Source organism: Streptomyces sp. NPDC041796 (assembly GCF_055590785.1).
The window spans coordinates 472,445-498,211 of the sequence record NZ_JBVJAH010000005.1 but is presented as its reverse complement, the minus strand read 5'-3'; the positions used below and the strand labels follow the sequence as shown (position 1 = coordinate 498,211).

Below are 25,767 nucleotides of genomic sequence, written 5' to 3'. Positions count from 1 at the left end.
TCCATCGTGGTGAGAAGTGATCCGGCATGCGCGTGGGGGGCGGGGGTGGGGCCCGCCGCACTCTCACTCGTAGATCGGAAGGAATGGCATGCGGTGACGGTACCCCGCCCTGGAGGCAGCGGCATCCACTTTTCCCGAACACATGACTGCTGACAGATATTGAAATCTGTCAGCAGTCATGTCACCGTGGATGAGACATCTCTCCCGCCCCCCTCCCGAGGAGTCCGGCATGACCTCCGCAACCCCGCTCCCCACCCGCCGCCTCGGCGCCACCGGCCCCCGGGTCTCCGCTCTCGGCCTCGGCTGCATGGGCATGTCCGCCCTGTACGGCCAGGCCGACCGCGCCGAGTCGATCGCCACCATCCACGCCGCCCTGGACGCGGGCATCACGCTGCTCGACACCGGCGACTTCTACGGCATGGGCCACAACGAGCTCCTGATCAACGAGGCCCTCCGCACCGCCCCCGCCGCCTCCCGCGAACGAGCCCTGACCAGCGTGAAGTTCGGCGCCCTGCGCACCGTCGAAGGCCGCTTCACCGGCTACGACGGCCGCCCGGAGGCCGTGAAGAACTTCGCCGCGTACTCGCTCCAGCGCCTCGGCACCGACCACATCGACGTCTATCGGATCGCCCGCCTCGACCCGGACGTGCCGATCGAGGAGACCGTCGGCGCCATCGCCGAGCTCGTGGAGGCCGGCCACGTACGCCACATCGGCCTGTCCGAGGTCGGCGCCGAGACCTTGCGCCGGGCTGCTGCCGTCGCGCCGATCGCCGACCTCCAGATCGAATACTCGTTGCTCTCGCGCGGGATGGAGGACGAGATCCTGCCCACCGCACGCGCCCTGGGCATCGGCATCACGGCGTACGGGGTGCTGTCCCGCGGCCTGATCAGCGGCCACTTCTCCCGCGACCGCGCCCTCGCGCCCGGAGACTTCCGGAGCAACAGCCCGCGTTTCCAGGGCGACAACCTGCGCCACAACCTCGACCTGGCCGACCGGCTGGGCAAGGTCGCCGAGCAGAAGGGCGTCACGGTCGCACAGACGGCCATCGCCTGGGTGCTCGCCCAGGGCGAGGACATCGTCCCCCTCATCGGAGCCCGCCGCCGTGACCGGCTCGCCGAGGCGCTCGGCGCCCTCGACGTCACGCTCGACGCGGGCGACCTCGCCGCCGTCGAGGCGGCCGTCCCGGCGGGCGCGGCGGCCGGGGAGCGGTACGCGCCGGCGGCGATGGCGGACCTGGACAGCGAACGCTGACCCTCCCGCCCGGCCGGGTACCTTCGGTTTCATGAGCACCGAAGCGCTGACACCCGACCGCATCCTCGAAGCCACCGAGGAAGTGCTGCGCCGCTACGGTCCCGGCAAGGCGACGGTGGTGGACGTGGCACGGGCCCTCGGCGTCAGCCACGGCAGTGTCTACCGCCACTTCCGCACCAAGGCGGCGCTCCGTGAGGCCGTCACCGAGCGCTGGCTGGAGCAGGCGGTGACCGAGCTCGCCCCGCTCGCCGAGGGGCCGGGCCCCGCCACCGAGCGGCTCACGACCTGGCTCTCGGCGCTCTTCGCGGCCAAGCGCCGCAAGGCGGGCGGCGACCCGGAGCTGTTCGCGACGTACGAGGTGCTGATCGGCGAGAGCAGCGCGGTGGTGGCCGAGCACGTGGACCACCTCGTCGGGCAGCTCGCCCGGATCATCGAGGACGGGCACCGGCAGGGCGAGTTCGCCGCACCGGAGACCGGCTTCACCACGACCGCCCGCGCGGTGTTCGACGCCACCGACCGCTTCCACGACCCGGTGCACGCCGCCGAGTGGAGCGCCCCGGACATCGACGACGCCTTCGCCGCGGTCCTCGCCCTGGTACTGCGCGGCCTGCGCGCCTGAAGGGCGCCCCGCACGCCAGGCCCCCGGTCCCACAGGTAACCCCGCGCCCCGCACGCCGAAGCCCCCGGCTCCCACAGGGAGCCGGGGGCTTCGCGTGTCCGCGAGAGGCGTCAGCAGCCGAGCAGACGGCTGCCGAGGTAGCCCTGGATCTGGTCCAGGGAGACGCGCTCCTGCTTCATGGTGTCGCGCTCGCGCACGGTCACCGCGTTGTCGTCGAGCGTGTCGAAGTCGACCGTGACGCAGAACGGCGTACCGATCTCGTCCTGGCGGCGGTAGCGGCGGCCGATGGCGCCCGCGTCGTCGAACTCGATGTTCCAGTTCTTGCGCAGGTCGGTCGCGAGGCCCTTGGCCTTCGGCGAGAGCTGCGCGTTGCGGGACAGCGGCAGCACCGCGACCTTGACCGGCGCGAGGCGCGGGTCGAGGCGCATCACGGTGCGCTTCTCCATCACGCCCTTGGCGTTGGGGGCCTCGTCCTCGTTGTACGCGTCGAGGAGGAACGCCAGCATCGCGCGGCCGACACCGGCGGCCGGCTCGATGACGTACGGCGTCCAGCGCTCGCTGGCCTCCTGGTCGAAGAACGACAGGTCGGTGCCGGACGCCTTGGAGTGGGCCGAGAGGTCGTAGTCGGTGCGGTTGGCGACGCCCTCCAGCTCGCCCCACTCGCTGCCGCCGAACTGGAAGCGGTACTCGATGTCGGCGGTGCGCTTGGAGTAGTGGGAGAGCTTCTCCTTCGGGTGCTCGTACCAGCGCATGTTCTCCTCACGGAGACCAAGGTCGCGGTACCAGTTCCAGCGCTGCTCCATCCAGTATTCCTGCCACTGCTCGTCCTCGCCCGGCTTGACGAAGAACTCCATCTCCATCTGCTCGAACTCGCGGGTGCGGAAGATGAAGTTGCCCGGAGTGATCTCGTTCCGGAAGGACTTGCCCATCTGCGCGATGCCGAACGGCGGCTTCTTGCGCGAGGTCTGCTGCACCTGGGCGAAGTTGGTGAAGATGCCCTGGGCGGTCTCGGGGCGCAGGTAGGCGACGGAGCCGGAGTCCTGGGTCGGGCCGAGGTGGGTGGAGAGCAGGCCGGAGAACTGCTTGGGCTCGGTGAAGGTGCCCTTGTTGCCGCAGTTGGGGCAGCCGAGGTCCTTGAGGCCGTTCTCGGGGAGACGGCCGTGCTTCTCCTCGTACGCCTCCTCCAGGTGGTCCGCGCGGAAGCGCTTGTGGCAGGAGGTGCACTCGGTGAGCGGGTCGGTGAAGGTGGCGACGTGGCCGGAGGCCTCCCAGACCTCGGGGGCCAGGATCACCGACGAGTCGATACCGACGACGTCCTCGCGCGAGGTGACCATGTAGCGCCACCACTGGCGCTTGAGGTTCTCCTTGAGCTCGACACCCAGCGGCCCGTAGTCCCAGGCGGCCCGCTGACCGCCGTAGATCTCGCTGCACGGGTAGACGAAGCCACGGCGCTTGCTCAGGTTGACGATCGTGTCGATCTTGTCGGCGGCCACTGTGCTCTCTTCATAACGACGATGGCGAACGGCGAATGCTTCAGGTTACCGGCGCGCGCACCCCTGGGATCAAATCGGTGGGTGGCCGGGGCCACTTACCCGCTTTGTTGACAATCGTTTCCACTATTGTTGAAAATGAATCCCATGAACGTACGACGCCTCATACCCACCACCGCCGTCGCCGGAGCCGTGGCCCTCGGCCTGGTCACGCTCTCCGCCTGCGGCGGCTCCTCCGGCTCCGCCGCCGCCAAGGAGGACGGCAAGCTGAACGTGGTGGCGTCGTTCTACCCCATGCAGTTCCTGGCCGAGGAGATCGGCGGCGACCGCGTCTCCGTCACCACCCTCACCAAGCCGGGCGTCGAGCCGCACGACCTGGAGCTCAAGCCCAAGCAGATCGGCGAGCTCGGCGAGGCGGACTACATCCTCTACCTCAAGGGCATCCAGCCCGCCGTCGACGACGCCATCAAGCAGGCGGGCATCAAGAACACCGTCGACGCCGGCACCCTGACCGAGCTGGAGGAGCACGGCACCGCCACCGGCGGCCACGACGGGCACGAGGGCGAGTCCCCGGAGGAGCACGCCGCCCACGACGAACACGGCCACGAGGGCGAGGAGGCCGGAGCCGACCCGCACATCTGGCTCGACCCGGCGAAGTACGCCGAGGTCGCCAAGGGCGTCGGCGCCTCCCTGGAGAAGGCCGACCCGGACAACGCGGCGGCGTACAAGAAGAACACCGCCGAGCTGGTGAAGAAGCTCGACGCCCTCCACGTGAAGTTCCAGCAGGGCCTGAAGAACACCACCACCAGGACCTTCATCACCACGCACTCCGCCTTCGGCTACCTCGCCGAGCGGTACGGCCTGGACCAGGAGGGCATCTCCGGCATGGACCCCGAGTCCGAGCCGAGCCCCGCCCGGGTCAAGGAGCTCCAAGACATCGCGAAGAAGGACAAGGTCACGACCGTCTTCTTCGAGACCCTCGCCAGCGACAAGACCGCCAAGACCCTCGCCAAGGACACCGGCCTCAAGACGGACGTCCTGGACCCGCTGGAGGGAATCACCGAGCGGTCCAAGGGCACTGACTACATCGAGGTCATGGAATCCAACCTCGCCGCGCTCAAGAAGGCCCTCGGCGCCCGGTGACACGCATGGGAGGCAGCAAAGTGAGCAGCGAGCCCGCCATAACCGAGCCCGTCATATCCGTCCGCTCGGCCACCGCCTCGCTCGGCTCGCGCCCCGTGCTGCGCGGCGTCGACCTCACCGTCCACGGCGGTGAGGTCGTCGCGCTGCTGGGCGCGAACGGCTCGGGCAAGTCCACCACCGTACGCTCCGTGATCGGCCAGGTGCCGCTCACCGGCGGGTCCGTCTCGCTGTTCGGTACGGAGCTGAAGCGGTTCCGCGCCTGGTCGCGCGTCGGCTACGTACCGCAGCGCACCACCGCCGCCAGCGGCGTCCCCGCCACGATCCGCGAGGTCGTCTCCTCCGGCCGCCTCTCCCGTACGAAGCTGAGGTGGCCCTCCAGGGCCGACCGGGCGGCCGTGGAACGGGCCATCGAGCTCGTCGGGCTCGCCGACCGCGCCAAGGACTCCGTGAGCGCCCTGTCCGGCGGCCAGCACCAGCGGGTGCTGATCGCCCGCGCCCTGGCCGCCGAGCCCGAGCTGCTGATCATGGACGAGCCGATGGCGGGCGTCGACCTGGCCAGCCAGGAGATCCTCGCCTCGACGCTGCGCGAGCAGGTCGCGGGCGGCGCGACCGTGCTGCTGGTCCTGCACGAGCTGGGCCCCCTGGAGCCCCTGATCGACCGCGCGGTCGTGCTGCGCGACGGCTGCGTCGTCCACGACGGACCGCCGCCGAGGGCCGTCGGCCAGCACGCGCTCCCCGGCCACGACCACGTACATCCGCACGCGGCCGACGAGCCGCTCCGCACGGGACTGCTGACCTGACATGGAAATCCTCCAGCTCGCCTTCATGCAGCGCGCGCTGCTCGCGGCCGTCCTGGTCGGCATCACCGCCCCGGCGGTCGGCATCTACCTGGTGCAGCGCCGGCAGGCCCTGATGGGCGACGGCATCGGGCATGTCGCCATGACCGGCGTCGGCCTGGGCTTCCTGATGTCCGCCAACCCCGTGTGGATGGCGGCGGCCGTCTCCATCGCCGGCGCGATCACCATGGAGCTGATCCGGGCGTACGGGCGCACCCGTGGCGACATCGCGCTCGCGCTGCTCTTCTACGGCGGCATGGCCGGCGGCGTCATGCTGATCAACCTCTCGCCGACCGGCTCGAACGCCAACCTCAACTCGTACCTGTTCGGCTCGCTGTCCACGGTGTCCGAGGAGGACGTCACCGCCATCTGCGGGCTCGCGGCGTTCGTGATACTGGTCACACTGGGGCTGCGGCGGCAGTTGTTCGCCGTCAGCCAGGACGAGGAGTTCGCCCGGGTGACCGGCCTGCCCGTGCGGGTGCTGAACCTGCTGATCGCCGTCACCGCGGCCGTGACCGTCACGGTCGCCATGCGGGTGGTGGGGCTGCTGCTGGTCAGCGCCCTGATGGTGGTGCCGGTCGCGGCCGCGCAGCAGCTGACGCGGAGCTTCCGGATGACGTTCGCGCTGGCGGTGCTGATCGGTACGGGGGTGACGCTGGCCGGCACGGCGACCTCCTACTACCAGGACGTGCCGCCCGGCGCGACGATTGTCCTGCTGGCCATCGCGGTGTTCATCGTGCTGACCGTCCTGGCCGCGCCCCTGGCCCGGCGCCGTGCCAGGGCGGCCGAGCCGGTGGCCGTGGACGGCTGTGACGTGGCCGTCCCGGGCACGAGCGGCCCGACGGGCGACGACGTCCGCGTCGGCAAGGTCTGACGCGGGGCTGCCGGGCCCTCTGGCGGGGCCTGGCAGAATGGCCCGACGTACGTGTGAGCGGGCCGAGTGTTGAGGAGGCACCTGTGGCGATGGCTGGAACCCCCGGCGTGCGCGGCCGGTCGACCCGGCAGCGAGCTGCCGTGTCGGCGGCGCTGAACGAGGTGGACGAGTTCCGCAGCGCGCAGGAGCTGCACGACATGCTCAAGCACCGCGGCGACTCGGTGGGCCTGACGACGGTCTACCGCACCCTGCAGTCCCTCGCCGACGCGGGCGAGGTCGACGTGCTGCGCACCAGCGACGGCGAGGCGGTCTACCGCCGCTGCTCCACGGGCGAGCACCACCACCACCTGGTGTGCCGCATGTGCGGCAAGGCGGTCGAGGTGGAGGGCCCGGCGGTGGAGCAGTGGGCCGAGGCGATCGCCGGCGAGCACGGCTTCGTGAACGTGGCGCACACGGTGGAGATCTTCGGTACGTGCGCGGAGTGCGCCGCCAAGTGACACGTGTGTGAGGGGCCCGCACCGGCAGTGTCCGGTGCGGGCCCCTTTCACGTCCGCGTGTCAGATGCGGGTGATGTTGCGGTCCAGGATCGTCCGGAGCCGGTCGGCGTCCGCCGGGTCGGCCAGGCCCCGCTTGGGCAGGATGGCCATGCCCACGCCGTGCCGGTCGCCCGTGAGCAGCACGAACAGCTCACCGGTCTCGACGTACCGGGGCAGCGCGGGCCAGCGGTAGGTCATGTCCAGGTCGCGCGAGTACTGCCGTACGCCGTCGTCGTCCACGATCACCCGGAACTCCCCCTGGGTGGCGTACATCCGGTGCACCTGCTGCCCCTGGAGCCCGGGCACCAGCACGTACAGGCCGATCAGCAGGACCAGGGCCGCGACGCAGAACGCCACCCCGCCGGTGCTCGGCCCCTTGGAGCTGGTGAAGTTCAGGACGAGGGCACCCAGTACGGGAATTCCGCCCGCCAGCAGCACCCCGTTCTGCAGCCGCCCCGACGGGGTGGACTTCGCCCGGGCGCGGATCGCCCCCACCGCGTCGGCGAGAACGGGCAGGTACGTCATTTCCACGGCGTCCCGCGTCGATGTGGACCGCTCTTCGGTCACGGACCCTCCCAGTCGTAGTGAGACGGCCCGTGATCGTAGCGGCCCGGTCAGACAACCGGATGATCACCCTCGGGCCGGCCCTGCATGGCGAGAAGCTCCTCGTTGGGGATCGCCCCGCCGAAGCGGCGGTCGCGCTGGGCGAACTCCAGGCACGCCCGCCACAGGTCGCGGCGGTCGAAGTCGGGCCACAGCACGTCCTGGAAGACCATCTCGGCGTACGCGCTCTGCCAGATCAGGTAGTTGGAGGTGCGCTGCTCGCCGCTGGGCCGCAGGAACAGGTCCACGTCCGGCATGTCCGGGTAGTAGAGGTACTTCTGGATCGTCTTCTCGCCGACCTTCGACGGGTCGAGCTTTCCGGCCTTCACGTCCTCGGCGATGGCCTGCATGGCGTCCGCGAGCTCCGCCCGGCCGCCGTAGTTCATGCAGAAGTAGAGAGTCAGCCGGTCGTTGTCCTTGGTCTGCTCCTGGGCGATCTGGAGCTCCTTGGCCACGGACTTCCACAGCTTGGGCATCCGGCCCACCCAGCGCACCCGGATGCCCAGCTCGTCGAGCTGGTCGCGGGTCTTGCGGATGAAGTCGCGGTTGAAGTTCATGAGGAAGCGCACCTCGTCGGGCGAGCGCTTCCAGTTCTCGGTGGAGAAGGCGTACAGGGAGATGGATCCGACGCCCATCTCGATCGCGCCCTGGAGGACGTCCAGGACGCGCTCGGCGCCGACCTTGTGCCCCTCGGTACGCGGCAGGCCGCGGTCCTTGGCCCAGCGGCCGTTGCCGTCCATGACGATCGCCACGTGGTTCGGCACCAGCTCGCCCGGGATCTTCGGCGGTCGCGCGCCGGACGGGTGCTGCTCGACGTCCTTGTAGTCGCGGCGGGACCGGCCCAGGAATCCGCGTCGTGCCATGCGGCTCACACTCTCCTCAATCTGCTTCTACTTCTCGACGTACCGAAGGGAGCGCAGCCCTCGCTCCAGATGCCAGTGCAGATAGGCGGACACCAGTCCGCTCCCCTCCCTGACGTGGCGCGGCTCGCACGCGTCCGCCGTCTCCCAGTCGCCGGTCAGCAGCGCGCTGAGCAGACCGACGGCCTCCGCAGAGGGTACGACGCTCCCGGGCACCCGGCAGTCGCCGCATATGACCCCGCCCGCGGCGACCGAGAAGAACCGGTTCGGCCCATGGATCCCGCACCGCGCGCAGTCGTCGAACGACGGCGCGTATCCGTTCACGGCCAGCGACCGGAGCAGAAAGGCGTCGAGGATCAGGTGCGGGGCGTGCTCCCCGCGCGACAGGGTCCGCAGCCCCCCGATCAGCAGCAGGTACTGCTGCACGGCCGGCTCGCCCTCGTGGTCCGTGAACCGCTCGGCGGTCTCCAGCATCGCGGTACCGGCGGTGTAGCGGGCGTAGTCGGTGACGATCCCGCTGCCGTACGGGGCGATCGTCTCGCTCTGCGTGCACAGCGGCAGCCCGCGCCCGACCAGCTCGGAGCCCCGGGCGAAGAACTGCACGTCGACGTGGCTGAAAGGCTCCAGCCGCGCCCCGAACTTCGACTTCGTCCGCCGCACACCCCGCGCGACGGCCCGCACGCGCCCGTGCCGGCGCGTGAGGATCGTGATGATGCGGTCCGCCTCACCCAGCTTCTGGGTGCGCAGCACGATGCCGTCGTCGCGGAACAGGGTCATGGGGACATTGTCCCGTACGGGGAGGACGCCCTGGGACCGGTAGCGTACGAACCCACGGACACGCCCGCTCCGGAGGTCCCTGTGACTGCCCGGCCCGACGGCCCCCACGGCCGGCTGATCCCCATGCCCGAACTGACCCCCGACGGCCTGCGGGCGGCAGTCGCCCGAATCGCCCCCAGCCGGATTCCCGCGCTCACCCAGCACCTCTTCGAGGCGACCACCAACGCACAGCAGGCGGCGAGCCTCGCACCTCTGCGGGCATTCGTACATTCGTGGGCGGTTTTCGTCGCCATCGAGCGCCACCCGGAGCGGGCCGCGCGCCTGCGTGAGCTGGAACGGATCATCGACGCGGGCGATCAGGATCCCGCCGAAGCCATCTCCGAGATCCGCAGCATTCACGAGGCAGCGGCCGCGGAGGCCGGACTTTGAGCTCAGGGAGTTCGACATCCTTGGTGGACGCGGTTTCATCAGCTTCCTGGCCGTCCCCCGCCACGCGTGCGTGTACATCTGCAACATCACTTGGTACGGGTGACGACCTCAGGGCACCTCACCCCGGCTCCGCGCGTTCACGTACGACGTCGCCGCGCTGATCCGCTCCGCGTCCGTCGCCGGCCGCACACCCTCGGGCGGGCAGTCCCACTCCCGCCCGCCGCCGATGGGCCGCAGCTGGAGGTACGGCCCCACGTGCCCCATCACGCGGCCCACACGCCCGTTACGGACATCGACGACGTACGACCCCACGGGCAGGCTCATCAGCGGCCACCTTCCTCCGGCAGGACGGCGGCCGGCCTGCGCGCCGTCTCCACCGTGCAACGTCCCAGTTCGACGAGCGGCCAAGGGGGCTCGGCGGCACATGTGACGGGGTCCAACCCCGGCGAGGGCAGCGTGATTCCCGCCCTTTGCAGTGCCGCGCGCAATTCCACCACCGCCTTCTCCGCGTCCTGAACCTCTTTCTTCACCAACGCCGACCTTTCCGAATCCATTTCCCGCTAACTGCCCCCAGGATGGACCCGCGCCCCTAGCATTGGCAGTTGCGCACGCGCTACAACTGCGCGGCAGGACTGGGGTGTTAAGCCATGGCCAACGCAGGCTCGTCCAGGCAGGCCGCCTGGGAGTTCTACGGCACGGAGCTGAAGAACCGGCGCGAAGCCGCGAAAATGACGCAGCAGGACCTGGGGCGGAAGGTCTTCGTGTCGGGCGGATACATCGGCCAATTCGAACAGGCCATCCGTAAACCCCAGTTGGACGTGGCGGCGAGGATCGACGAGGTCCTACAAACCGATGGTTTTTTCGAGCGGATGTGTCGTCAACTCATCAACAAGTCGCCGTATGCGGAGTATTTCCGGGCGGTTGCGGAGCTGGAGGCGCTGGCGACGAGGATCTGCGAGTTCGCCCCCACGGTCGTGCCCGGACTGCTGCAGACCGCCGACTACGCCCGGGCGGTGACCGTGGCGGCCAACCCGTTCGCCTCCGAGGAGTACGTGGACGAGAAGGTCACCGCGCGGCTGGTGCGGGCCCGCATCCTGGCGGACGCTACAAGGCCCGAATATTGGGTGACCCTGCACGAGAACGTGCTGCGGGTCCCGGTGGGTGGCCCGGCCGTCATGGCCGCCCAGCTGGAGCGCATCGCGGCGCTGGCCCGCGAGCGCGCGGTGCTGGTGACGGTGATCCCCTGCAAGGCGGGAGCACACGCGTCCATGATGGGAGCGCTGAAGCTCATGGAGTTCGAGGACGCGCCGCCAACCGCCTATACGGAGACGGCGTTTTCGGGCACTTTGCTGGACGATCCGGCGGTGGTGAAGCGGGCACAGCGCGCCTACGATCTGGTCAGGGTCGCCGCGCTGTCGCCGGAGGCGTCCCGGGCCCTGATCGAGTCGGCGGCTGAGGACTTGAGACGATGCGCGACTACGACCTGAGCACCGCACGCTGGCGCAAGAGCACCCACAGCAACGGCGAGGGCGGGGACTGCGTAGAGGTGGCGTACGACTTCCCCGGCGCCGCCCCGTGGCGGAAGAGCACGTACAGCAACGGCGAGGGCGGCAACTGCCTCGAAGTCCGCGACGACCTCCCCGGCGTCGTCCCCGTCCGGGACAGCAAGAACCCCGCCGGACCCTTCCTCGTGGTCACCGCCCCCGCGTGGCGGGCGTTCGTCGAGAGTGTCAGTGCCGGTGGTTAACGTGATCACATGAGTTCTTCGCTGAGCGTGTACCTGCTCGACCCCAAGGCCGCCCGTACCCTCGTCGGTTCCGGCGACGAGCAGTTGCTGGAAGTCATACGCGACCGCTTCGCCGACGACCTGGCGTCGTCCGACGACTGGTTCTCGTCCGAGATCGAGAAGGGCGCCCCCACGGCGTACGAGGCGCTGCGAGCGGTGGTGCACGGCGGGCCGTACGACGCGGACGCGGAGTACAGCTTCCAGTACGGCTACGCCTACAAGCGGCTGTGCTCCCTCACCGGGTCCTTCCTCGACAACTCCTCCTTCTGTCCGTTCCGGGGCGACTGGCTGGAGATCGTCGACGAAGGGCTGCGGGCACTGCGGATCACCGCCGTCTCCGTGGCGGAGTTCGGTTACTACGGCGGTATGCCTCAGGGCGTCCCCACCTACGACCTGCCGCGTTGCGGCGAGTGGACGCACGAGGAGTGCGTGGAGGCCCTGGAGCAGTTCGAGCGGACCAAGAGGGACGGTCACGCCCCGCCGCTGGAGCCCGAGGTGGTCGACGCCGTCATGGACGTCATCGGCTGGCTGCGCCACGCCCAGGCCCGTCCCGGTTTCGGCGTGGTGGGGTTCGTGTCGTGAGGTTCTAGGGCCTGTTCCCACATGCGCCGTGCTCAGCCGGCATGTCCCGCCACGGGCTGCCGGTGCGGAACCGCCGGATGGCCCCCTCGAACTGCTGCCGCAACCGCTCTGGGTATGGGCCGAACCTGCCTATCGACAGGAATGGGTCGATCAACTCCCCTTCTTCATCAGTAAGTGCCGCATGCGCCACGCCGGCATTCCACCAGACCGGCCGGCGGCCCGAAGCCGGATCTCACGTTGGGGCCCCAGCCCGTGGGGGCATGCCCTCACGCCGCCCGGCACGCGCCCCCATCCGGGCGTCGGCCTCGCGCAGGAAAACGTCCCGCCAGGAATTGCTCGAACGTGACCTTACCCACGGCCCGCTCCGGCGTCAGATGCCCGCCCGCCCGGAACCCGCGGTAGGCCTTGCCGGGCAGGCGCACGTTCAGCACGGGACGGCGTCGTCCGCTCGCGCGCAGATAGGCCCGGGCCAACTCCGGAAACGTACGGACCTCGGGGCCGCCCATGTCCGGCACCCGCCCCGCGGGCGCCCCGGTTGCGAGCTCGGCCAGGTAGGCGGCGACCTCCGCCACCTCGATCGGCTGGTCGGCGACCTGCGCCGGGAGCAGCATGACCGGGAGCTTCGCCGAGCCCTGGAGGAACTGCAGCACCAGGTCGTGGAACTGCGTCGTGCGCAGCACGGTCCAGCCGAGCCCCGACTCCTCGATCAGCCTTTCGACGGCAAGCTTGGTCCGGTAGTAGCCAAGCGGCACCCGGTCGACGCCGACGATCGAGATGTACGCCAGATGCCGTACCCCGGCGCGGCGGGCCGCCTCGATCAGATGGCGTGCCGCCTGCTCGTCGCCGCCGCGTGGGTTGGTCGCGCAGTGCACGACCGTGTCTACGCCCGCGACGGCAGCGGCCAGCCCGGTGCCCTCGCGCAGGTCCACGGCGTACGGCCGGGAGTGCCGGCTCAGCACTCTCGCCTCGTGCCCGTCCGCGCGCAGCCGCTCGGTGACGTGCCGGCCGAGCGTTCCGGTGCCGCCCGTCACCAGGATCGTGGTCATCGCAGTTGTCGTCCCTTCGGTGGGCGGGCGGTCCCCGGTGGAGCGCCCGTCACCCGCTGGGAACCGACGAGCATCCAAAGATGTGACAGCCTCCTCGTGTCTGCACTCGCACGCGGCTCACGCTCCGGGAGCCATGGCGGCGAACTGGCGGCCCGCGAAGATGAGTTTGTCCGGGTTGACGACGGCCCGCACCTGGGCGATGACGCCCTCGCGCAGTTCGAAGGAGGCGACGGCGATGAGCTGCTCCGCCGCGTGCGCCACCAGCGCCGCCGCCCCGTTGACCTCGGCGACCGTGAGGTCCAAGCCGCCTTCGAACCGCTGCGCGCCGCCCACCAGGAAGCGCATGACCGTCTCCCGGCCAACGAGGGGCCGCCGGGCCGCGGTGACCTTGCCGCCGCCGTCGCTCCACCAGGTGACGTCCTCGGCGAGCAGCTTCTCCAGTCCTGCCAGATCGCCCTCACGTGCCGCTGCAACGAAGGACTCGACGAGTTCGCGCTGCTGCTCGGCTGCCGGTGTGAAGCGGGCCTCGGGCGTCGCCACCCGCTGGATGGCCCTGCGGTACAACTGGCGGCAGTTGGCCTCGCTCAGGTCGAGCACCCCGGCGATGTCCCGATGACCGTAGCCGAATGCCTCGCGCAGCACGTAGACCGCACGCTCCGTCGGCGTGAGCCGCTCCAACAGCACCAGCAGCGCCGTCGACACGGCATCGCGCTGCTCGGCCAACTCCATCGGGCCGAGCGACCCGTCCTGCGTGAACACCGGTTCCGGCAACCACGGCCCCGCGTACTGCTCGCGCTGCACACGGGCGGAGGTGATCCGGTTGAGGCAGAGGTTTGTGACAACCCTGGCGAGCCAGGCCCCCGGGTGATCGATCACCGCACGGTCGGCGCTGCTCCAGCGCAGATACGCGTCCTGCACCGCATCCTCCGCCTCCTCGGCGGAACCGAGCAACCGGTAGGCCAGGCCGAACATCCTGGGGCGGTGGGCAGTGAACTCCTCGGCGATCCCTGACATCACGCGCCCAGCCTGCCAGAGGCGCGGGAACATCCGGCATCCGGCAGTTGCCCCGGATGGGACATCGGCCCGCGTGTAGCACCATGCGGTCATCCGGCTCCGCAGCCTCCGCCCAGCCACATGATCAGAACCAGAAACGCACCCTAGGGCTCCCGCCCCTCCTGCTTGGCCACCACGACCTCCTTCCGCAGGGCCCTCGCCAGGATCACGCCCACGACGATGAGACCCACCGCGAACCAGCGGGGGGCTGCGTCGTAGATCAGGACGAGGACGCCCATGGGGATGAGCAGGCCGACGAACGGCATCAGCAGGCTGCGGACGGGGGGCCTGGGGACGGCCGGGTACCACTCGGTGAAGCGCATGGCGGTGATGAGGGCCGAGGCCTGGATCAGCCAGGCCGTCCAGAGGTTGTCGGGGTCGTGCAGCACGAGGTCGCCGATCAGGCCCGCGACTGCCGCCACGAGGAAGGCCAGGGCCCAGGCGTGGGTGACGACCGCGTTGGCCTGGACGAAGGCGTGCGTGTGCCAGAACTCGCGGGGGACCTTCTTCCGGGCGTACGGGGTCGTCAGTGGTGCCCGTGCCGCGACGGAGAGGACCGCCAGCGCGACGATCGCCATGTTGGAGATCTCGTTGGCGTACGTCTCCAGCCATCGCAGTGTCTCCGGTGGGGCGATCATGCCGACGACGGTGAGGACCGCGAAGAAGACGAGCCCGGCCACCTCCAGGAACACCGGCCGGTGCCGCACGACCACGAGGACGACCGCGAGCGCGAGGGAGAGCGCGGCGGCCAGTTCGTATCGGTCGGGGCCGACCAGCAGGGAGAAGACGATCCACGGGGACATCCCGGTGATCGAGCTGTTCATCAGCCTGGCGCCCCAGCCGGCTGTGCCGTTCATGGTTCCAGCGTGGCGCGGTTCATGCGTGGAGGCGAGAGACCCCATAAGCCTGACTTATGGGGTCATAGACGGGGGGCGGGTACCGAGGTGAGGTGAGCCTTACTTAGGGTGCGTATGAGCATTCACGTGACCGCTCACTCATCGCTCGAAGGGAATTCGTCATGCCCCGCCCCCTGCGGGTCGCGATCGTCGGTGCCGGCCCCGCCGGAATCTACGCCGCCGACGCGCTGCTGAAGTCCGAGGCCGCCGCCGACCCCGGCGTATCGATCGACCTCTTCGAGCGGATGCCCGCGCCGTTCGGCCTGATCCGGTACGGCGTGGCCCCCGACCACCCGCGCATCAAGGGCATCATCACCGCACTGCACCAGGTGCTGGACAAGCCGCAGATCCGGCTGTTCGGCAACGTCAACTACGGCACCGACATCGCCCTGGACGACCTGCGCGCGTTCTACGACGCGGTGATCTTCTCGACGGGTGCGACGGCGGACCGGGCCCTGGACATACCGGGCATCGACCTGGACGGTTCGTACGGTGCCGCCGACTTCGTGTCCTGGTACGACGGCCACCCCGACGTGTCGCGCACCTGGCCGCTGGAGGCCGAGAAGGTCGCGGTGCTGGGCGTGGGCAATGTGGCGCTGGACGTGGCACGCATCCTCGCCAAGACGGCCGACGAGCTGCTGCCGACCGAGATCCCGCCGAACGTGTACGAGGGTCTGAAGGCGAACAAGGCCCTGGAGATCCACGTCTTCGGGCGGCGCGGTCCGGCGCAGGCGAAGTTCAGCCCGATGGAGCTGCGCGAGCTGGACCACTCGCCGAACATCGAGGTCATCGTCAACCCCGAGGACATCGACTACGACGCCGGGTCCATCCAGTCCCGGCGCTCCAACAAGCAGGTCGACATGGTCGCGAAGACCCTGGAGAACTGGGCGATCCGTGACGTCGGGACCCGGCCGCACAAGCTCTTCCTGCACTTCTTCGAGTCGCCTTCGGAGGTCGTCGGCGAGGACGGCAGGGTCGTCGGGCTGCGCACTGAGCGGACCGAGCTGGACGGCACGGGCAATGTACGGGGCACGGGCGAGTTCACGACCTGGGACGTCCAGGCCGTGTACCGCGCGGTGGGCTACCTCTCCGACGAGCTGCCGAAGCTTCCCTTCGACCTGGCCAGCGGCACGGTCCCGGACGAGGGCGGCCGGGTGATCGAGGGCGGCGCGCACATGGCGTCGACGTACGTCACCGGGTGGATCCGGCGCGGTCCGGTCGGCCTGATCGGCCACACCAAGGGCGACGCCAACGAGACGGTGGCCAACCTGCTGGAGGACCACCGCGAGGGCCGGCTGCTGACGCCCGTCACCCCGGAGGAGGACGCCGTGGTGGCGTACCTGAGGGACAAGGGCGTGGAGTACACGACGTGGGAGGGCTGGTACCGCCTGGACGCCGCCGAGCGGGCGCTGGGCGAGGCCGAGGGCCGCGAGCGCGTGAAGATCGTCGAGCGTGAGGGCATGCTGCGGGCGAGCGCGGAGCCGCAGGGCTGACGCGTACCGTACGGCCGTGAGCCGGCGAACCGCCGTGGCGGTCCGCCGGCTCATGCGCGTCTCCGGGCCATGGGGTGCGCCTCCCGGTCACAGGAGCGGGTCGCCGCGCCCGCCCCCGTCACGGGAGCAGGTCACCCTCCGGGGCGGTGCGCCGGGCCGGGTCGAGCGACGGGCGCGGGGCGGGGATGCCGCGCGCGCCCCGCCCTCCGCCGTCCCCGTCCTGGGCGAGGAAGAGCACAAGGCGGGTGACGGCGGTGGGGAGGTCGGTGGTCTCGTACTGGAGGGCGGTCTCCACGTCGAGCAGGTGGGCTCGTGCGTCGAGGTCCGGCATCTCGCCGGCCCTGCGGATCAGACCGGCGAGTTCGGCGAGCTCGGGGGCCTCCTCGGCGGCCCGGCCGATGGCGGCCGTGCCGACGTCCAGTGCGTGCAGCACCGACCACAGGGGGTCGGCGGTCTCGCTCACGTCCCCGGCCGGCTCGGCATCGGGCCACTCCATCCGCCTGAGCATCCGGTCCGGCAGGCGTCTGAGCCACGCGGTGATCTGCCGGCGGAAGGCCAGGACGTCCGGGCTGAGCCGGGCGACACCGGTCTGGGCCGCCTCCCGGACCGCGTTGACGACCGCGACCGTCGTACCGAAGCCGAGGGCGTCCTCCAGTGTGTTGTTGAAGAGGAACTCGGCGCTCAGGCCGGCCGCGACACCGGCCATCAGGGAGTGCAGGAGGACCCGCCACCTGGCGTGGTGGGCCTGGATCTCCCGCTCCGGTGTCCCGTTGAAGACGGACGTCGCCATGCGGAACCTGACCATGTTCTGCGCCTCCGGTCGCCGGGACTCCGACAGCAGACCCCTCACCTCCTGGACCACGGCGACCGCGAAGAGCCTGCGCCTCTGGTCGCCCTCGCCGGAGGGGAACGCCGCCCGGTCCAGGGCCTGCCCGACCTCTTCGGACCGCGCGGCCTCGAAGACCCACCGGCCGAGCCGTTCGAGGAAGGTGGCGCCCTGCGGCCCCGCGTACTCGGGGAAGCGGATGCCGCGGGTGACCTTCTCCCGGGTCCACCGTGAGGTGCGGTTGACGAGTCCGTCCCTCGTCTCGAACGGGATGTCGGTCCGGTCGAGCACCTCACAGATCTGATCGGCCGCCTCGCCGATCTCCTCCGGCACGATGCCGCCGCGCGGATTGAGCGCCCGGACGACGGCCTCGCGCCGGAGGTAGAAGAGCCATTCACGTCTGTCGTGCACGGATTTCAAGGAGCGGATGATCCGGATGACCCGCCCCGCGTCACCTGGTCCTGTCGTCGCCATGGCCTCCCCCGGGTGAAATTCGTCGGCCAAGGCGTAACGAAGACCGTGGGCCCGGGGTCACGTCCCTACGTGGCCGCCGCGTCGAGGACGGGGATCAACTGCTCCTCCTCGTAGGTGAGGTGGGCCTCCAGCTCGTCCGTGAGCCGTTCCACTTCGGTGAGTACGTGCCGGGGGTCCGCATTCTCGTCGGACACCACCTTCTTCAGGTCGGCGAGGAGGGCGGCGATCTGCTCGTGCTCCTGCTTCAGCCGGTCCACCACCGGGGCCATGTCGGGGTGACGGTCGGCGAGCATCGGGAAGAGCATGGTGTCCTCCCCGGTGTGGTGGTTGTGCAGGCCCTGGCAGACGGTCAGGCAGTTGACGCGGAGCTGTGTGCCGAGGCCGGTGGCCGTCCCGGACTCAGCGATCTCCTTGCGGATGAGCCCGAGCTCGCGCCTGAACATGTCGTGGACGACCTTGATGGCCTCGCCGAAGGACTTCGCGTTGATGTTGGGCGGGCCGGGGACCTCGGTGAGGGCCACCACGGGGATGACGCGGCTGGTCCTGGCCTGGTAGTCGGCCCAGCCCGAGTCGGCCTCCACGGCGCGGGCGAAGGCGCGGTCGCGTTCGTCGCCCTCCAGGACGGTGGCGTCGGCCTCGTAGGTGAAGACGCCGCTCTCGACCGTCACACGGGGGTTGGCCAGCAGGTTGTGGTACCAGGCCGGGTGCTTGGGCGCGCCGGCGGCGGAGGCGATGACGAGGATCCGGCCGTCGCCGTCGGGGTAGTAGCCGACGGGGGTGGTGTGGGGTTTGCCGGACCGGGCGCCGGTGGTCGTCAGCAGGACGAGCCGGGCCCCCTCGAACCATCCGCCCACGCGACCGTGGTTGGCGCGGAACTCTTCGATGATCGGCTGATTGAAATCGTTGGGCAATTCTCTGCTTTCCGCTCCGGGGTGAAGGACTGCTGTGCGCGCGGACGCGCGTGGAGAGAAAACAGAAGAAGGCGGGGCTCTGGCCCGCCCCGGCGTCACGCCGAGGCCGGGTGCCCTACTCGTGTGTGGCCCATGGCCGACCCGGCAGTCACGGTGTCAACGTACCGATGACGCTCGACGGCGCGCAACGGAGAAATTCGGCCATCAGTCCAGCCGGATCTCGTCACCGACGCCCCGCTCGCGGGCCGCGTCGATGACCAGTGCGGCGGCCGCGGCGTCCTGGACGGCGACGCCGACCGACTTGTAGAGGGTGATCTGTTCGGGGGAGCTGCGGCCCGGTCTGCTGCCGTTGAGCAGTTCGCCGAGCTCGGCGTGGATGTGGTCGGCCGTGATGACGCCGTCGCGGATGGGGAACAGCAGGTCGTTGCTCCCGGCGGGGAACGGCGCCAGGACGGCCCGCCGGGACTCGACGCACACCAGGGCGTCGGCCACCGTGGCGTCGTCGACCTCCCGGCCGCCCCGGTTGAACCCCACGGAGGTGATGTGCGTGCCGGGTGCCAGCCATGCGCGCCGTACGACCGGGTCGACCGAGTGGGTGGCGGCGACGACGATGTCGGCGCCGTCGAGCGCCTCGGCGTACGTCGGTGCGGCGTCGGCCTGGACGTGCAGCGTGGCCGCCAGTTCGTCCGCCAGGACGCCCGCCCGGACCGGGTCGCGCCCGGCCACACGGATGTGCCGGACGGGCCGTACGCGGCACATGGCGCGGGCGTGCGTCCGGGCCTGGACGCCGGTGCCGAGGACGGCGAGGACGGCCGCGTCGTCGCGGGCGAGGAGCCGGGCCGACAGCGCGGAGGCGGCGGCGGTGCGGGCGGCCGTGATGGCGGTCCCGTCGAGCAGGGCCTGGGGCATGCCCGTCTCGGGGTCGAACACGGCGATGAGCGCCTGGTGGGTGGGGAGCGGGGTGCCGGAGTTGTGCGGGAAGAGGGAGACCAGCTTGGTCATGAGCACCCCGACGGACGGCACGTACCCCGGCATGGCCGCCAGGAAGCCGTCCTGCTCGGGCACCATGGCGGCGACCCGGTCGGGCACGGAGGCCCGGCCCTCGCTGAGGTCCACCATCGCGGGACCGAGCCCGTCGATCAGCGTGTCCATGTCGAGCAGCGCCTCGACCTGCGTACGCCCCAGTACCAGCATTTGCCCAGCGTCCGTCACGGCCGGGGTGGTCGCCACGGCGACACGCCCGGCGGGTCCTAGAAGGGCGTCCGTGCCGCTTCCATCAGGCGGGCCGTGTCGTCGGCGGGGAGGTGCAGGGCGGTGCCCACCGTGATGAGGACGTCCCGCTCGGCGGTGGTGTACGCGCCGTCGGCGAGGGCGATGCGGGCGCCCTGGAGGAGGATCGACTCGCGTCCCGCGGGTGCGAGGTGCGGGGTGAGCGGCTCCAGCGCCTCGTGGAGTTCGATGGCGAGGGCGGCGCCGCACGGGGTTCCGGTGTCGGCGACGAAGCGGCCGGTGTCGGCTTCGAGGGCCTCGATCAGCGCGGTGAGGCTGTCGGCGGTGCAGTCCTCGTACCCGGCGGCGCGGACGGCGGAGACGGCGGTCCGGAGGACCGGGCGGGAGGAGACGCCGCCGGCGGCGAGGACGGCGAGGGCGACGGTGTGGACGGCGTCGCGGAGCATCGCGGAGAAGCGGGCGGTGGTGGGGTGGTCCAGGACGTCGGTGCCGAAGTGGGTGTGGCAGGCGGCGCATTCGACGACCGGTCCGGCGAGGCCGCGCGGCAGCAGGGGAACGCCGAGGAGGGTGAGGCGCCGACGGCCGGTGCGGCGCCGGTAGTTGCGGTCTCCGCCGCACGCGGGGCAGAAGAACTGGCCGTCGCCGACGGTGTTCCACGCGGTGGAAATGGAGCAGATGTGCACCCTTCGCCCGCTTGATCCTCGTGCGTGCAGCACGTCGCACCTCCAGAACACCTCGGCCGCCTTGCCGCGTTGGCGTGATGTTAGCCACATCAGTGATGCCACGTCAGCACCCCGGCGTGAGATCGCCACCGACATGGCTGAACCCCGCCCTCCGGAAAGGGCGGGGTTCAGGAGCGGCCGGGTCAGCGCGCGGCGCGGTTCACGGCCGAGATGACGGCCTTCAGCGAGGCGCGGGTGGTGTTGGCGTCGATGCCGATGCCCCACAGGACCTTGCCGTCGATGGCGCATTCGATGTACGAGGCGGCCTGCGCGGACGCGCCCTCGCTCATCGTGTGCTCCTGGTAGTCCAGCAGGCGGGCGTCGATGCCGATGGCCTGCAGGGCGGCGAAGAAGGCCGAGATCGGACCGTTTCCGGTGCCGCTCAGGACCGTCTCGGCGCCGTCGACGACCGCCTCGACGGTCAGCGTGTCCGTGCCGTCCTTGTCGGTCGTGGTCTGGCCGGAACGCAGCTGGATGCGGCCCCACGGGTTGTCCGGGTTGGGCAGGTACTCGTCCTGGAAGACGGACCAGATGTCCTTGGGCGTGACCTCGCCGCCCTCGGCGTCGGTCTTGGCCTGGATGATCTTCGAGAACTCGATCTGCATACGGCGCGGCAGATCCAGCTTGTGGTCGTTCTTCAGGACGTACGCGATGCCGCCCTTGCCGGACTGCGAGTTGACGCGGATGACCGCCTCGTAGGACCGGCCGACGTCCTTGGGGTCGATCGGCAGGTACGGCACGGCCCACTCGATGTCGTCGACGGTCCTGCCCGCGGCGGCGGCGGTGGCCTCCATCGCGTCGAAGCCCTTCTTGATGGCGTCCTGGTGGGAGCCGGAGAAGGCGGTGTAGACCAGGTCGCCCGCGTAGGGGTGGCGCGGGTGGACCTCCATCTGGTTGCAGTACTCGGACGTGCGGCGGATCTCGTCGATCTGGGAGAAGTCGATCTGCGGGTCGACGCCCTGCGAGAACAGGTTCATGCCCAGCGTCACCAGGTCGACGTTGCCGGTGCGCTCGCCCTGCCCGAACAGGCAGCCCTCGATACGGTCGGCGCCGGCCATGATCGCCAGCTCGGCCGCCGCCACCGCCGTACCCCGGTCGTTGTGGGGGTGGACGGACAGGCAGACGTACTCGCGGCGGGACAGGTTGCGCGACATCCATTCGAACCGGTCCGCGTGGGTGGACGGCGTCGAGCGCTCCACGGTGGCGGGCAGGTTCAGGATGATCTCGCGGCCCTCCTCGGGCTGCCAGACGTCCATCACGCCCTCGCAGACGTCCAGGGCGAAGTCCAGCTCGGTGTCGGTGAAGATCTCCGGGCTGTACTGGTAGCCGAAGACGGTCTCGTCGCCCAGGATCTTGTCGGCGTACTCCATCACCAGGCGGGTGCCGTCGACGGCGATCTGCTTGACCTGCTCCTTGGAGCCGCGGAAGACGACCCGGCGGAAGACCGGCGCGGTGGCGTTGTACAGGTGGACGGTGGCCCGGTGGGCGCCGCGCAGCGACTCGACGGTGCGCTCGATGAGCTCCTCACGGGCCTGCGTCAGGACGGAGATCGTCACGTCCTCGGGGATGGCGCCCTCTTCGATGATGGAGCGGACGAAGTTGAAGTCGGTCTCTCCGGAGGACGGGAAGCCGACCTCGATCTCCTTGTAGCCCATGCGTACCAGCAGGTCGAACATCTCGCGCTTGCGGGCGGGGCTCATCGGGTCGATCAGCGCCTGGTTGCCGTCCCGCAGGTCGGTGGACAGCCAGCGCGGCGCCTTGGTGATGCGGTTGTCCGGCCAGGTGCGGTCGGGGATGTCGACGGCCTCGTACTGGCCGTACTTGTGGACCGGCATCCCGGACGGCTTCTGGGTGTGCGTCGCGTTGGTGATGGGCGTGGGGCGGCCAACGGGCTGGGACATTGCGTAGGGCTCCTCGGTTGTCCTTGTACGGGACGGCCGACTGGGTCGAAGCAGCACCAGACTCCGCGGGGAGGGGGTCGGCCTACGACTACAGGCCCTCGCCGCGGCAGCTAAGAAGAAGCAGCCCGAAACGCATGATGCGAAGAAGCCTAGCCGAGCAACACCGTGAGTGGAGGTGCCGTTTCAGTATGCGGGATTCGGCGCGCCAACCGTCGAACAGTGACCTATCACTCCTTTTCGGGAATCGTCACTGCACCGCGTGACAGGTCGATTACGCACTGCCACATTGCGGAGCATGACTGCCACAGCTCCCGTGTTCTGCACGATCGTCCCACCGCACCTGCTCGACCACCTGTCCCGCTCCGCGGACCCGTTCATCGCCGCGGCAGCCCGCCGCACCCTCGTCACCGACGCCGCGAACCGCACCGCCCGCCGGCTCACCACGGTCGCCGGCGCCGCTCCCGTCCCCCAGGCCGCCGGCGCGGCCCCCGGCAAACCCAGGCGCACCGTCTACGACGCCGGGCACAGGACCGCCCTGCCGGGCAAGAAGGTGCGCGGCGAGGGCGAGAAGCCGACCGGGGACGCGACCGTCAACCGCGCGTACGCCGGTCTCGGCGCGACCTTCGAGCTGTTCCGCGACGCGTACGGGCGCGACTCGATCAACGGGTCCGGGCTGCCGCTGGACGCGACCGTCCGCTACGACCGGGAGTACAACAACGCCTTCTGGAACGGCGACCAGATGGTCTTCGGCGACGGGGACGGCAAAATCTTCCTCGACTTCACCATCGCGGTGGACGTCATCGGCCACGAGCTGGCGCACGGGGTCACGCAGTACACCGCGAACCTGGCCTACTTCGGCCAGCCGGGCGCGCTCAACGAGTCGATGTCGGACGTCTTCGGCGCGCTGGTCAAGCAGAAGGCGCTCGGCCAGACCGCCGAGCAGGCCGACTGGCTGATCGGCGCCGGGCTGCTCGCGCCCGAGGTCCAGGGCGTGGCGCTGCGCTCGATGAAGGCCCCGGGGACGGCGTACGACGACGACGTCCTCGGCAAGGACCCGCAGCCCGCGACGATGGAGGACTACGTGCACACGAGCGCCGACAACGGCGGCGTGCACATCAACTCCGGCATCCCCAACCACGCCTTCTACCTCTTCGCCAAGGAACTGGGCGGCAACGCCTGGGAGCGGGCCGGGCGGGTCTGGTACGACGTGCTGACCGGCGGCCGGCTGGCGGTGGACGCCGAGTTCGCCGACTTCTCCCGGCTGACGGTGGCCGCGACCCGTGAGCTGTTCGGCGCGGGCGGCGCGGAGGAGGACGCGGTGGTGAAGGCCTGGTCGACGGTGGGGCTGCCGACGGAGTAGACAGGGCCCATGCGTATTCGGGTCATCCGTACAGGCGGGTTCGCGGGCATCGAGCGGCGGGCCGAGGTGGACACCTCCGGCCTGCTCGACGCCCGCGACTGGCACGCCCTGGCCGAGGCGGCACTGGCCGACGGCCACGGGGACCGGCCGGCGGGCGTGCCGGACGGGTTCGGTTACGAGATCACCGTCGACGGCCGGACGGTGTACTGCGCCGACCCCGGTCTGACCGACGAGCAGCGGGAGCTGGTCGCGCGGGTGCTGAGCGAAGGGGCGTGACCGCCGCCGGTGCCGGCCGAAGGGGCGTGACCCCCGCCGTGACGGTCTAGAAGCCGAGCTTCCGCAGCTGCTTGGGGTCCCGCTGCCAGTCCTTGGCGACCTTCACGTGCAGGTCGAGGAAGACGGGGGTGCCGAGCAGCGCCTCGATGTGCTTGCGGGACTTGGTGCCGACTTCCTTCAGGCGCTGGCCCTTGGGGCCGATGATGATGCCCTTCTGGCTGGGGCGCTCGATGTAGACGTTGGCGTGGATGTCCAGCAGCGGCTTGTCCGCCGGGCGGTTCTCCCGCGGGATCATCTCCTCCACGACCACCGCGATCGAGTGCGGCAGCTCGTCGCGTACGCCTTCCAGCGCGGCCTCGCGGATCAGCTCGGCGACCATGACCTGCTCCGGCTCGTCCGTGAGGTCGCCCTCGGGGTAGAGCGGCGGGCTCTCGGGGAGGAGCGGGATCAGCAGGTCGGCCACGAGCTGGACCTGCTTGTCGCCGACCGCCGAGACGGGGACGATCTCCTGCCACTCCATGCCCAGCTCCCTGCCGAGCTGGTCGATCGCGATGAGCTGCTCGGCGAGGGTCTTGGAGTCCACCAGGTCGGTCTTGGTGACGATGGCGACCTTCGGGGTCTTCTTGATCTCGGCCAGTTCCTTGGCGATGAACCGGTCGCCGGGGCCCAGCTTCTCGTTGGCGGGCAGGCAGAAGCCGATCACGTCGACCTCCGCCCACGTGGTGCGCACCACGTCGTTGAGCCGCTCGCCCAGCAGCGTGCGCGGCTTGTGCAGGCCCGGGGTGTCCACCAGGATCAGCTGCGCGTCCGGGCGGTGCACGATGCCGCGCACGGTGTGCCGGGTGGTCTGCGGCCGGTTGGAGGTGATCGCCACCTTCTGGCCGACCAGAGCGTTCGTGAGGGTGGACTTGCCCGCGTTGGGGCGGCCGACGAAGCAGGCGAAACCGGCCCGGTGGGCGGTTTCGGTTTCTGGGTTACGAGCGCTCATGACGGCCATTCTCCCCGATGCGGGCACCCGTCACGTACCGCGGCTCCTCCGCGGGCCCCCGGGAACGCCGCCGTGCCACCAGGGCGGCGATCGCGGACGCGGCGTAGAGGGCGGTGAGGACGCCCAGAACGAGATCGAGCCAGTCGACCGGCTCGCCCCGTACGAGGGCGACGGCCGCCGGGACGCCGGCGGCGAGACCGGCCGTGACCAGGAGCACTCCCGCCACGCCCTGCGCCGCGCGCGCCGCGGCAGGCCGGGCCGCCTTGAGCAGGTCGGCCGCCGCCCAGAGCATGAGCAGCGCCGGGAACGCGTGGTAGGGCTCCAGGCCGCCCTCGACGATCCAGTCGACGAGGTTGAGCACGAAGCCGACGGCGCCGACGGTCAGGACGATCCAGGGGTAGGTCGGACCCCCGGTCTTCTCCCCCGTGACGCCCATCAGCCGGCGCTCACCATGGCACGCAGCTCGCCGTCCGGGCCCGCCACCAGCACCGGGGTGGCCGGGCCGCCCAGGTCGCGGACGGCGGCGCGGTCCGCGTCCGAGGCGGCGCCGGCCTCGGTGACGACGGCCGCGGCCTCCAGCGACTTCGCGCCGCTGGCCACGGCCATCGCGACCGCCGTCTGGAGCGCGCTGAGGTTCAGCGACTCCAGAGCGACGGTCCCGGCGACGTACGTACGCCCGGTCTCGTCCCGCACCGCCGCGCCCTCGGGCACGCCGTTACGGGCTCGGGCGCTGCGCGCGAGCGTGATGATCTTGCGGTCCTCGGGGCCGAGGTCGGTGGTCTGAGTCATGCCCCGAGGATAAGT

At 70.4% G+C, this 25,767-nt stretch carries 29 protein-coding genes; 13 read left to right on the top strand and 16 right to left on the bottom strand.

Features of this window, described 5'->3' with window-relative positions; genetic code table 11:
• Positions 1-229: 229 nt before the first annotated feature.
• Positions 230-1,252, top strand: a complete 1,023-nt coding sequence (locus tag ACZ6C1_RS13070) for an aldo/keto reductase (protein WP_469240344.1) — start codon at positions 230-232, stop codon at positions 1,250-1,252.
• Between the two features lie 31 nt (positions 1,253-1,283).
• Positions 1,284-1,871 carry a TetR/AcrR family transcriptional regulator gene (locus ACZ6C1_RS13065; RefSeq protein WP_469240343.1) on the top strand — a complete coding sequence of 196 codons (588 nt, stop codon included), beginning with the start codon at positions 1,284-1,286 and terminating at the stop codon, positions 1,869-1,871.
• A 110-nt stretch (positions 1,872-1,981) separates the two neighbouring features.
• Here the strand turns inward: ACZ6C1_RS13065 and ACZ6C1_RS13060 are convergent, their stop codons facing one another.
• Complete coding sequence (locus tag ACZ6C1_RS13060; RefSeq protein WP_469240342.1) at positions 1,982-3,364, bottom strand: glycine--tRNA ligase; 1,383 nt, start codon at positions 3,362-3,364, stop codon at positions 1,982-1,984.
• 144 nt (positions 3,365-3,508) lie between these two features.
• On the opposite strand from ACZ6C1_RS13060, the gene ACZ6C1_RS13055 reads away from it, so the two are divergent.
• The 4 genes from ACZ6C1_RS13055 to ACZ6C1_RS13040 all read left to right on the top strand — a co-directional run bounded on the left by ACZ6C1_RS13055 (position 3,509) and on the right by ACZ6C1_RS13040 (position 6,711).
• On the top strand, positions 3,509-4,504 hold the full coding sequence (locus tag ACZ6C1_RS13055) for a metal ABC transporter substrate-binding protein (protein ID WP_469240341.1): 996 nt from the start codon (positions 3,509-3,511) through the stop codon (positions 4,502-4,504).
• A gap of 5 nt (positions 4,505-4,509) precedes the next feature.
• Positions 4,510-5,304: a metal ABC transporter ATP-binding protein gene (locus tag ACZ6C1_RS13050; RefSeq protein WP_469240340.1), complete on the top strand. Its 795-nt coding sequence runs from the start codon at positions 4,510-4,512 to the stop codon at positions 5,302-5,304.
• A 1-nt stretch (position 5,305) separates the two neighbouring features.
• Positions 5,306-6,214, top strand: a complete 909-nt coding sequence (locus ACZ6C1_RS13045; protein WP_469240339.1) for a metal ABC transporter permease — start codon at positions 5,306-5,308, stop codon at positions 6,212-6,214.
• Between the two features lie 89 nt (positions 6,215-6,303).
• A complete protein-coding gene (locus ACZ6C1_RS13040) occupies positions 6,304-6,711 on the top strand; it encodes a Fur family transcriptional regulator (protein WP_469240338.1) in 408 nt (135 codons plus the stop codon).
• A gap of 60 nt (positions 6,712-6,771) precedes the next feature.
• Here the strand turns inward: ACZ6C1_RS13040 and ACZ6C1_RS13035 are convergent, their stop codons facing one another.
• Genes ACZ6C1_RS13035 through recO form a run of 3 tightly spaced genes read right to left on the bottom strand, consistent with a single transcriptional unit; the run spans position 6,772 to position 8,990 of the window.
• Complete coding sequence (locus ACZ6C1_RS13035; RefSeq protein WP_469240337.1) at positions 6,772-7,317, bottom strand: YcxB family protein; 546 nt, start codon at positions 7,315-7,317, stop codon at positions 6,772-6,774.
• 47 nt (positions 7,318-7,364) lie between these two features.
• A complete protein-coding gene (locus tag ACZ6C1_RS13030) occupies positions 7,365-8,216 on the bottom strand; it encodes an isoprenyl transferase (protein ID WP_469240335.1) in 852 nt (283 codons plus the stop codon).
• A gap of 27 nt (positions 8,217-8,243) precedes the next feature.
• Positions 8,244-8,990, bottom strand: a complete 747-nt coding sequence (gene recO, locus ACZ6C1_RS13025; RefSeq protein WP_469240333.1) for a DNA repair protein RecO — start codon at positions 8,988-8,990, stop codon at positions 8,244-8,246.
• A 123-nt stretch (positions 8,991-9,113) separates the two neighbouring features.
• Here recO and ACZ6C1_RS13020 point away from each other — a divergent pair, with 123 nt between their 5' ends.
• Complete coding sequence (locus ACZ6C1_RS13020; protein ID WP_234372344.1) at positions 9,114-9,419, top strand: hypothetical protein; 306 nt, start codon at positions 9,114-9,116, stop codon at positions 9,417-9,419.
• Positions 9,420-9,527: 108 nt separating this feature from the next.
• On the opposite strand, the gene ACZ6C1_RS13015 is transcribed toward ACZ6C1_RS13020, so the two are convergent.
• Positions 9,528-9,743, bottom strand: coding sequence for a hypothetical protein (locus ACZ6C1_RS13015; RefSeq protein ID WP_126885676.1), 216 nt, complete (start codon positions 9,741-9,743; stop codon positions 9,528-9,530).
• 323 nt (positions 9,744-10,066) lie between these two features.
• On the opposite strand from ACZ6C1_RS13015, the gene ACZ6C1_RS13010 reads away from it, so the two are divergent.
• The 3 genes from ACZ6C1_RS13010 to ACZ6C1_RS13000 are packed head-to-tail and all read left to right on the top strand — an operon-like array spanning position 10,067 to position 11,787.
• Entirely contained in the window at positions 10,067-10,906 is an 840-nt protein-coding gene (locus ACZ6C1_RS13010; protein WP_469240331.1) for a helix-turn-helix domain-containing protein, read from the top strand.
• Positions 10,888-11,166, top strand: a complete 279-nt coding sequence (locus ACZ6C1_RS13005) for a DUF397 domain-containing protein (RefSeq protein WP_469240329.1) — start codon at positions 10,888-10,890, stop codon at positions 11,164-11,166. The genes ACZ6C1_RS13010 and ACZ6C1_RS13005 overlap by 19 nt, the downstream gene beginning before the upstream one ends.
• Positions 11,167-11,175: 9 nt before the next feature.
• A complete protein-coding gene (locus tag ACZ6C1_RS13000; RefSeq protein WP_469240328.1) occupies positions 11,176-11,787 on the top strand; it encodes a DUF7691 family protein in 612 nt (203 codons plus the stop codon).
• A 266-nt stretch (positions 11,788-12,053) separates the two neighbouring features.
• Here the strand turns inward: ACZ6C1_RS13000 and ACZ6C1_RS12995 are convergent, their stop codons facing one another.
• The 3 genes from ACZ6C1_RS12995 to ACZ6C1_RS12985 all read right to left on the bottom strand — a co-directional run bounded on the left by ACZ6C1_RS12995 (position 12,054) and on the right by ACZ6C1_RS12985 (position 14,743).
• Positions 12,054-12,833: an SDR family oxidoreductase gene (locus tag ACZ6C1_RS12995; RefSeq protein WP_469240326.1), complete on the bottom strand. Its 780-nt coding sequence runs from the start codon at positions 12,831-12,833 to the stop codon at positions 12,054-12,056.
• 117 nt (positions 12,834-12,950) lie between these two features.
• The gene (locus ACZ6C1_RS12990; RefSeq protein ID WP_469240391.1) at positions 12,951-13,847 is read right to left on the bottom strand and encodes an RNA polymerase sigma-70 factor; all 897 of its coding nucleotides are present in this window, start codon (positions 13,845-13,847) and stop codon (positions 12,951-12,953) included.
• A gap of 143 nt (positions 13,848-13,990) precedes the next feature.
• Complete coding sequence (locus ACZ6C1_RS12985; protein ID WP_469240324.1) at positions 13,991-14,743, bottom strand: hypothetical protein; 753 nt, start codon at positions 14,741-14,743, stop codon at positions 13,991-13,993.
• A 161-nt stretch (positions 14,744-14,904) separates the two neighbouring features.
• Between ACZ6C1_RS12985 and ACZ6C1_RS12980 the strand changes: the two genes are divergently transcribed.
• Entirely contained in the window at positions 14,905-16,275 is a 1,371-nt protein-coding gene (locus ACZ6C1_RS12980; RefSeq protein ID WP_469240323.1) for an FAD-dependent oxidoreductase, read from the top strand.
• 118 nt (positions 16,276-16,393) lie between these two features.
• Here ACZ6C1_RS12980 and ACZ6C1_RS12975 read toward each other — a convergent pair whose 3' ends face one another.
• The 5 genes from ACZ6C1_RS12975 to leuA all read right to left on the bottom strand — a co-directional run bounded on the left by ACZ6C1_RS12975 (position 16,394) and on the right by leuA (position 22,339).
• Positions 16,394-17,521, bottom strand: a complete 1,128-nt coding sequence (locus ACZ6C1_RS12975) for a hypothetical protein (protein ID WP_469240321.1) — start codon at positions 17,519-17,521, stop codon at positions 16,394-16,396.
• 119 nt (positions 17,522-17,640) lie between these two features.
• Positions 17,641-18,486 (bottom strand): nitroreductase/quinone reductase family protein, encoded by an 846-nt coding sequence (locus ACZ6C1_RS12970; protein ID WP_469240319.1) that lies wholly within the window; start codon positions 18,484-18,486, stop codon positions 17,641-17,643.
• Between the two features lie 204 nt (positions 18,487-18,690).
• Positions 18,691-19,680 carry an ornithine cyclodeaminase family protein gene (locus ACZ6C1_RS12965; RefSeq protein WP_469240317.1) on the bottom strand — a complete coding sequence of 330 codons (990 nt, stop codon included), beginning with the start codon at positions 19,678-19,680 and terminating at the stop codon, positions 18,691-18,693.
• 56 nt (positions 19,681-19,736) lie between these two features.
• Positions 19,737-20,432 carry a TerB family tellurite resistance protein gene (locus ACZ6C1_RS12960; protein ID WP_469240389.1) on the bottom strand — a complete coding sequence of 232 codons (696 nt, stop codon included), beginning with the start codon at positions 20,430-20,432 and terminating at the stop codon, positions 19,737-19,739.
• 149 nt (positions 20,433-20,581) lie between these two features.
• Positions 20,582-22,339 (bottom strand): 2-isopropylmalate synthase, encoded by a 1,758-nt coding sequence (gene leuA, locus ACZ6C1_RS12955; RefSeq protein ID WP_469240316.1) that lies wholly within the window; start codon positions 22,337-22,339, stop codon positions 20,582-20,584.
• 295 nt (positions 22,340-22,634) lie between these two features.
• Here leuA and ACZ6C1_RS12950 point away from each other — a divergent pair, with 295 nt between their 5' ends.
• Positions 22,635-23,699, top strand: a complete 1,065-nt coding sequence (locus ACZ6C1_RS12950; RefSeq protein WP_469240314.1) for a M4 family metallopeptidase — start codon at positions 22,635-22,637, stop codon at positions 23,697-23,699.
• A gap of 9 nt (positions 23,700-23,708) precedes the next feature.
• Positions 23,709-23,975: a protealysin inhibitor emfourin gene (locus ACZ6C1_RS12945; RefSeq protein WP_469240312.1), complete on the top strand. Its 267-nt coding sequence runs from the start codon at positions 23,709-23,711 to the stop codon at positions 23,973-23,975.
• A 46-nt stretch (positions 23,976-24,021) separates the two neighbouring features.
• Here ACZ6C1_RS12945 and era read toward each other — a convergent pair whose 3' ends face one another.
• From era to ACZ6C1_RS12930, 3 genes are read right to left on the bottom strand one after another with little or no spacing between them, the layout of a single operon-like run.
• On the bottom strand, positions 24,022-24,972 hold the full coding sequence (gene era, locus ACZ6C1_RS12940; protein WP_469240310.1) for a GTPase Era: 951 nt from the start codon (positions 24,970-24,972) through the stop codon (positions 24,022-24,024).
• Entirely contained in the window at positions 24,950-25,399 is a 450-nt protein-coding gene (locus ACZ6C1_RS12935; RefSeq protein ID WP_469240308.1) for a hypothetical protein, read from the bottom strand. Before ACZ6C1_RS12935 ends, era begins: the two co-directional genes overlap by 23 nt.
• Positions 25,399-25,752 carry a cytidine deaminase gene (locus ACZ6C1_RS12930; protein ID WP_469240306.1) on the bottom strand — a complete coding sequence of 118 codons (354 nt, stop codon included), beginning with the start codon at positions 25,750-25,752 and terminating at the stop codon, positions 25,399-25,401. The genes ACZ6C1_RS12935 and ACZ6C1_RS12930 overlap by 1 nt, the downstream gene beginning before the upstream one ends.
• Positions 25,753-25,767 lie beyond the last annotated feature (15 nt).

Coding starts and splice junctions, on each gene's coding strand:
- ACZ6C1_RS13070 (WP_469240344.1), top strand. CDS start 230: ATGACCTCCGCAACCCCGCTCCCCACCCGCCGCCTCGGCGCCACCGGC.
- ACZ6C1_RS13065 (WP_469240343.1), top strand. CDS start 1,284: ATGAGCACCGAAGCGCTGACACCCGACCGCATCCTCGAAGCCACCGAG.
- ACZ6C1_RS13055 (WP_469240341.1), top strand. CDS start 3,509: ATGAACGTACGACGCCTCATACCCACCACCGCCGTCGCCGGAGCCGTG.
- ACZ6C1_RS13050 (WP_469240340.1), top strand. CDS start 4,510: ATGGGAGGCAGCAAAGTGAGCAGCGAGCCCGCCATAACCGAGCCCGTC.
- ACZ6C1_RS13045 (WP_469240339.1), top strand. CDS start 5,306: ATGGAAATCCTCCAGCTCGCCTTCATGCAGCGCGCGCTGCTCGCGGCC.
- ACZ6C1_RS13040 (WP_469240338.1), top strand. CDS start 6,304: ATGGCTGGAACCCCCGGCGTGCGCGGCCGGTCGACCCGGCAGCGAGCT.
- ACZ6C1_RS13030 (WP_469240335.1), bottom strand. CDS start 8,216: ATGGCACGACGCGGATTCCTGGGCCGGTCCCGCCGCGACTACAAGGAC.
- recO (WP_469240333.1), bottom strand. CDS start 8,990: ATGACCCTGTTCCGCGACGACGGCATCGTGCTGCGCACCCAGAAGCTG.
- ACZ6C1_RS13020 (WP_234372344.1), top strand. CDS start 9,114: ATGCCCGAACTGACCCCCGACGGCCTGCGGGCGGCAGTCGCCCGAATC.
- ACZ6C1_RS13015 (WP_126885676.1), bottom strand. CDS start 9,743: ATGAGCCTGCCCGTGGGGTCGTACGTCGTCGATGTCCGTAACGGGCGT.
- ACZ6C1_RS13010 (WP_469240331.1), top strand. CDS start 10,067: ATGGCCAACGCAGGCTCGTCCAGGCAGGCCGCCTGGGAGTTCTACGGC.
- ACZ6C1_RS13005 (WP_469240329.1), top strand. CDS start 10,888: ATGCGCGACTACGACCTGAGCACCGCACGCTGGCGCAAGAGCACCCAC.
- ACZ6C1_RS13000 (WP_469240328.1), top strand. CDS start 11,176: ATGAGTTCTTCGCTGAGCGTGTACCTGCTCGACCCCAAGGCCGCCCGT.
- ACZ6C1_RS12995 (WP_469240326.1), bottom strand. CDS start 12,833: ATGACCACGATCCTGGTGACGGGCGGCACCGGAACGCTCGGCCGGCAC.
- ACZ6C1_RS12990 (WP_469240391.1), bottom strand. CDS start 13,847: ATGTCAGGGATCGCCGAGGAGTTCACTGCCCACCGCCCCAGGATGTTC.
- ACZ6C1_RS12985 (WP_469240324.1), bottom strand. CDS start 14,743: ATGAACGGCACAGCCGGCTGGGGCGCCAGGCTGATGAACAGCTCGATC.
- ACZ6C1_RS12980 (WP_469240323.1), top strand. CDS start 14,905: ATGCCCCGCCCCCTGCGGGTCGCGATCGTCGGTGCCGGCCCCGCCGGA.
- ACZ6C1_RS12965 (WP_469240317.1), bottom strand. CDS start 19,680: ATGCTGGTACTGGGGCGTACGCAGGTCGAGGCGCTGCTCGACATGGAC.
- leuA (WP_469240316.1), bottom strand. CDS start 22,339: ATGTCCCAGCCCGTTGGCCGCCCCACGCCCATCACCAACGCGACGCAC.
- ACZ6C1_RS12950 (WP_469240314.1), top strand. CDS start 22,635: ATGACTGCCACAGCTCCCGTGTTCTGCACGATCGTCCCACCGCACCTG.
- ACZ6C1_RS12945 (WP_469240312.1), top strand. CDS start 23,709: ATGCGTATTCGGGTCATCCGTACAGGCGGGTTCGCGGGCATCGAGCGG.
- era (WP_469240310.1), bottom strand. CDS start 24,972: ATGGCCGTCATGAGCGCTCGTAACCCAGAAACCGAAACCGCCCACCGG.
- ACZ6C1_RS12935 (WP_469240308.1), bottom strand. CDS start 25,399: ATGGGCGTCACGGGGGAGAAGACCGGGGGTCCGACCTACCCCTGGATC.
- ACZ6C1_RS12930 (WP_469240306.1), bottom strand. CDS start 25,752: ATGACTCAGACCACCGACCTCGGCCCCGAGGACCGCAAGATCATCACG.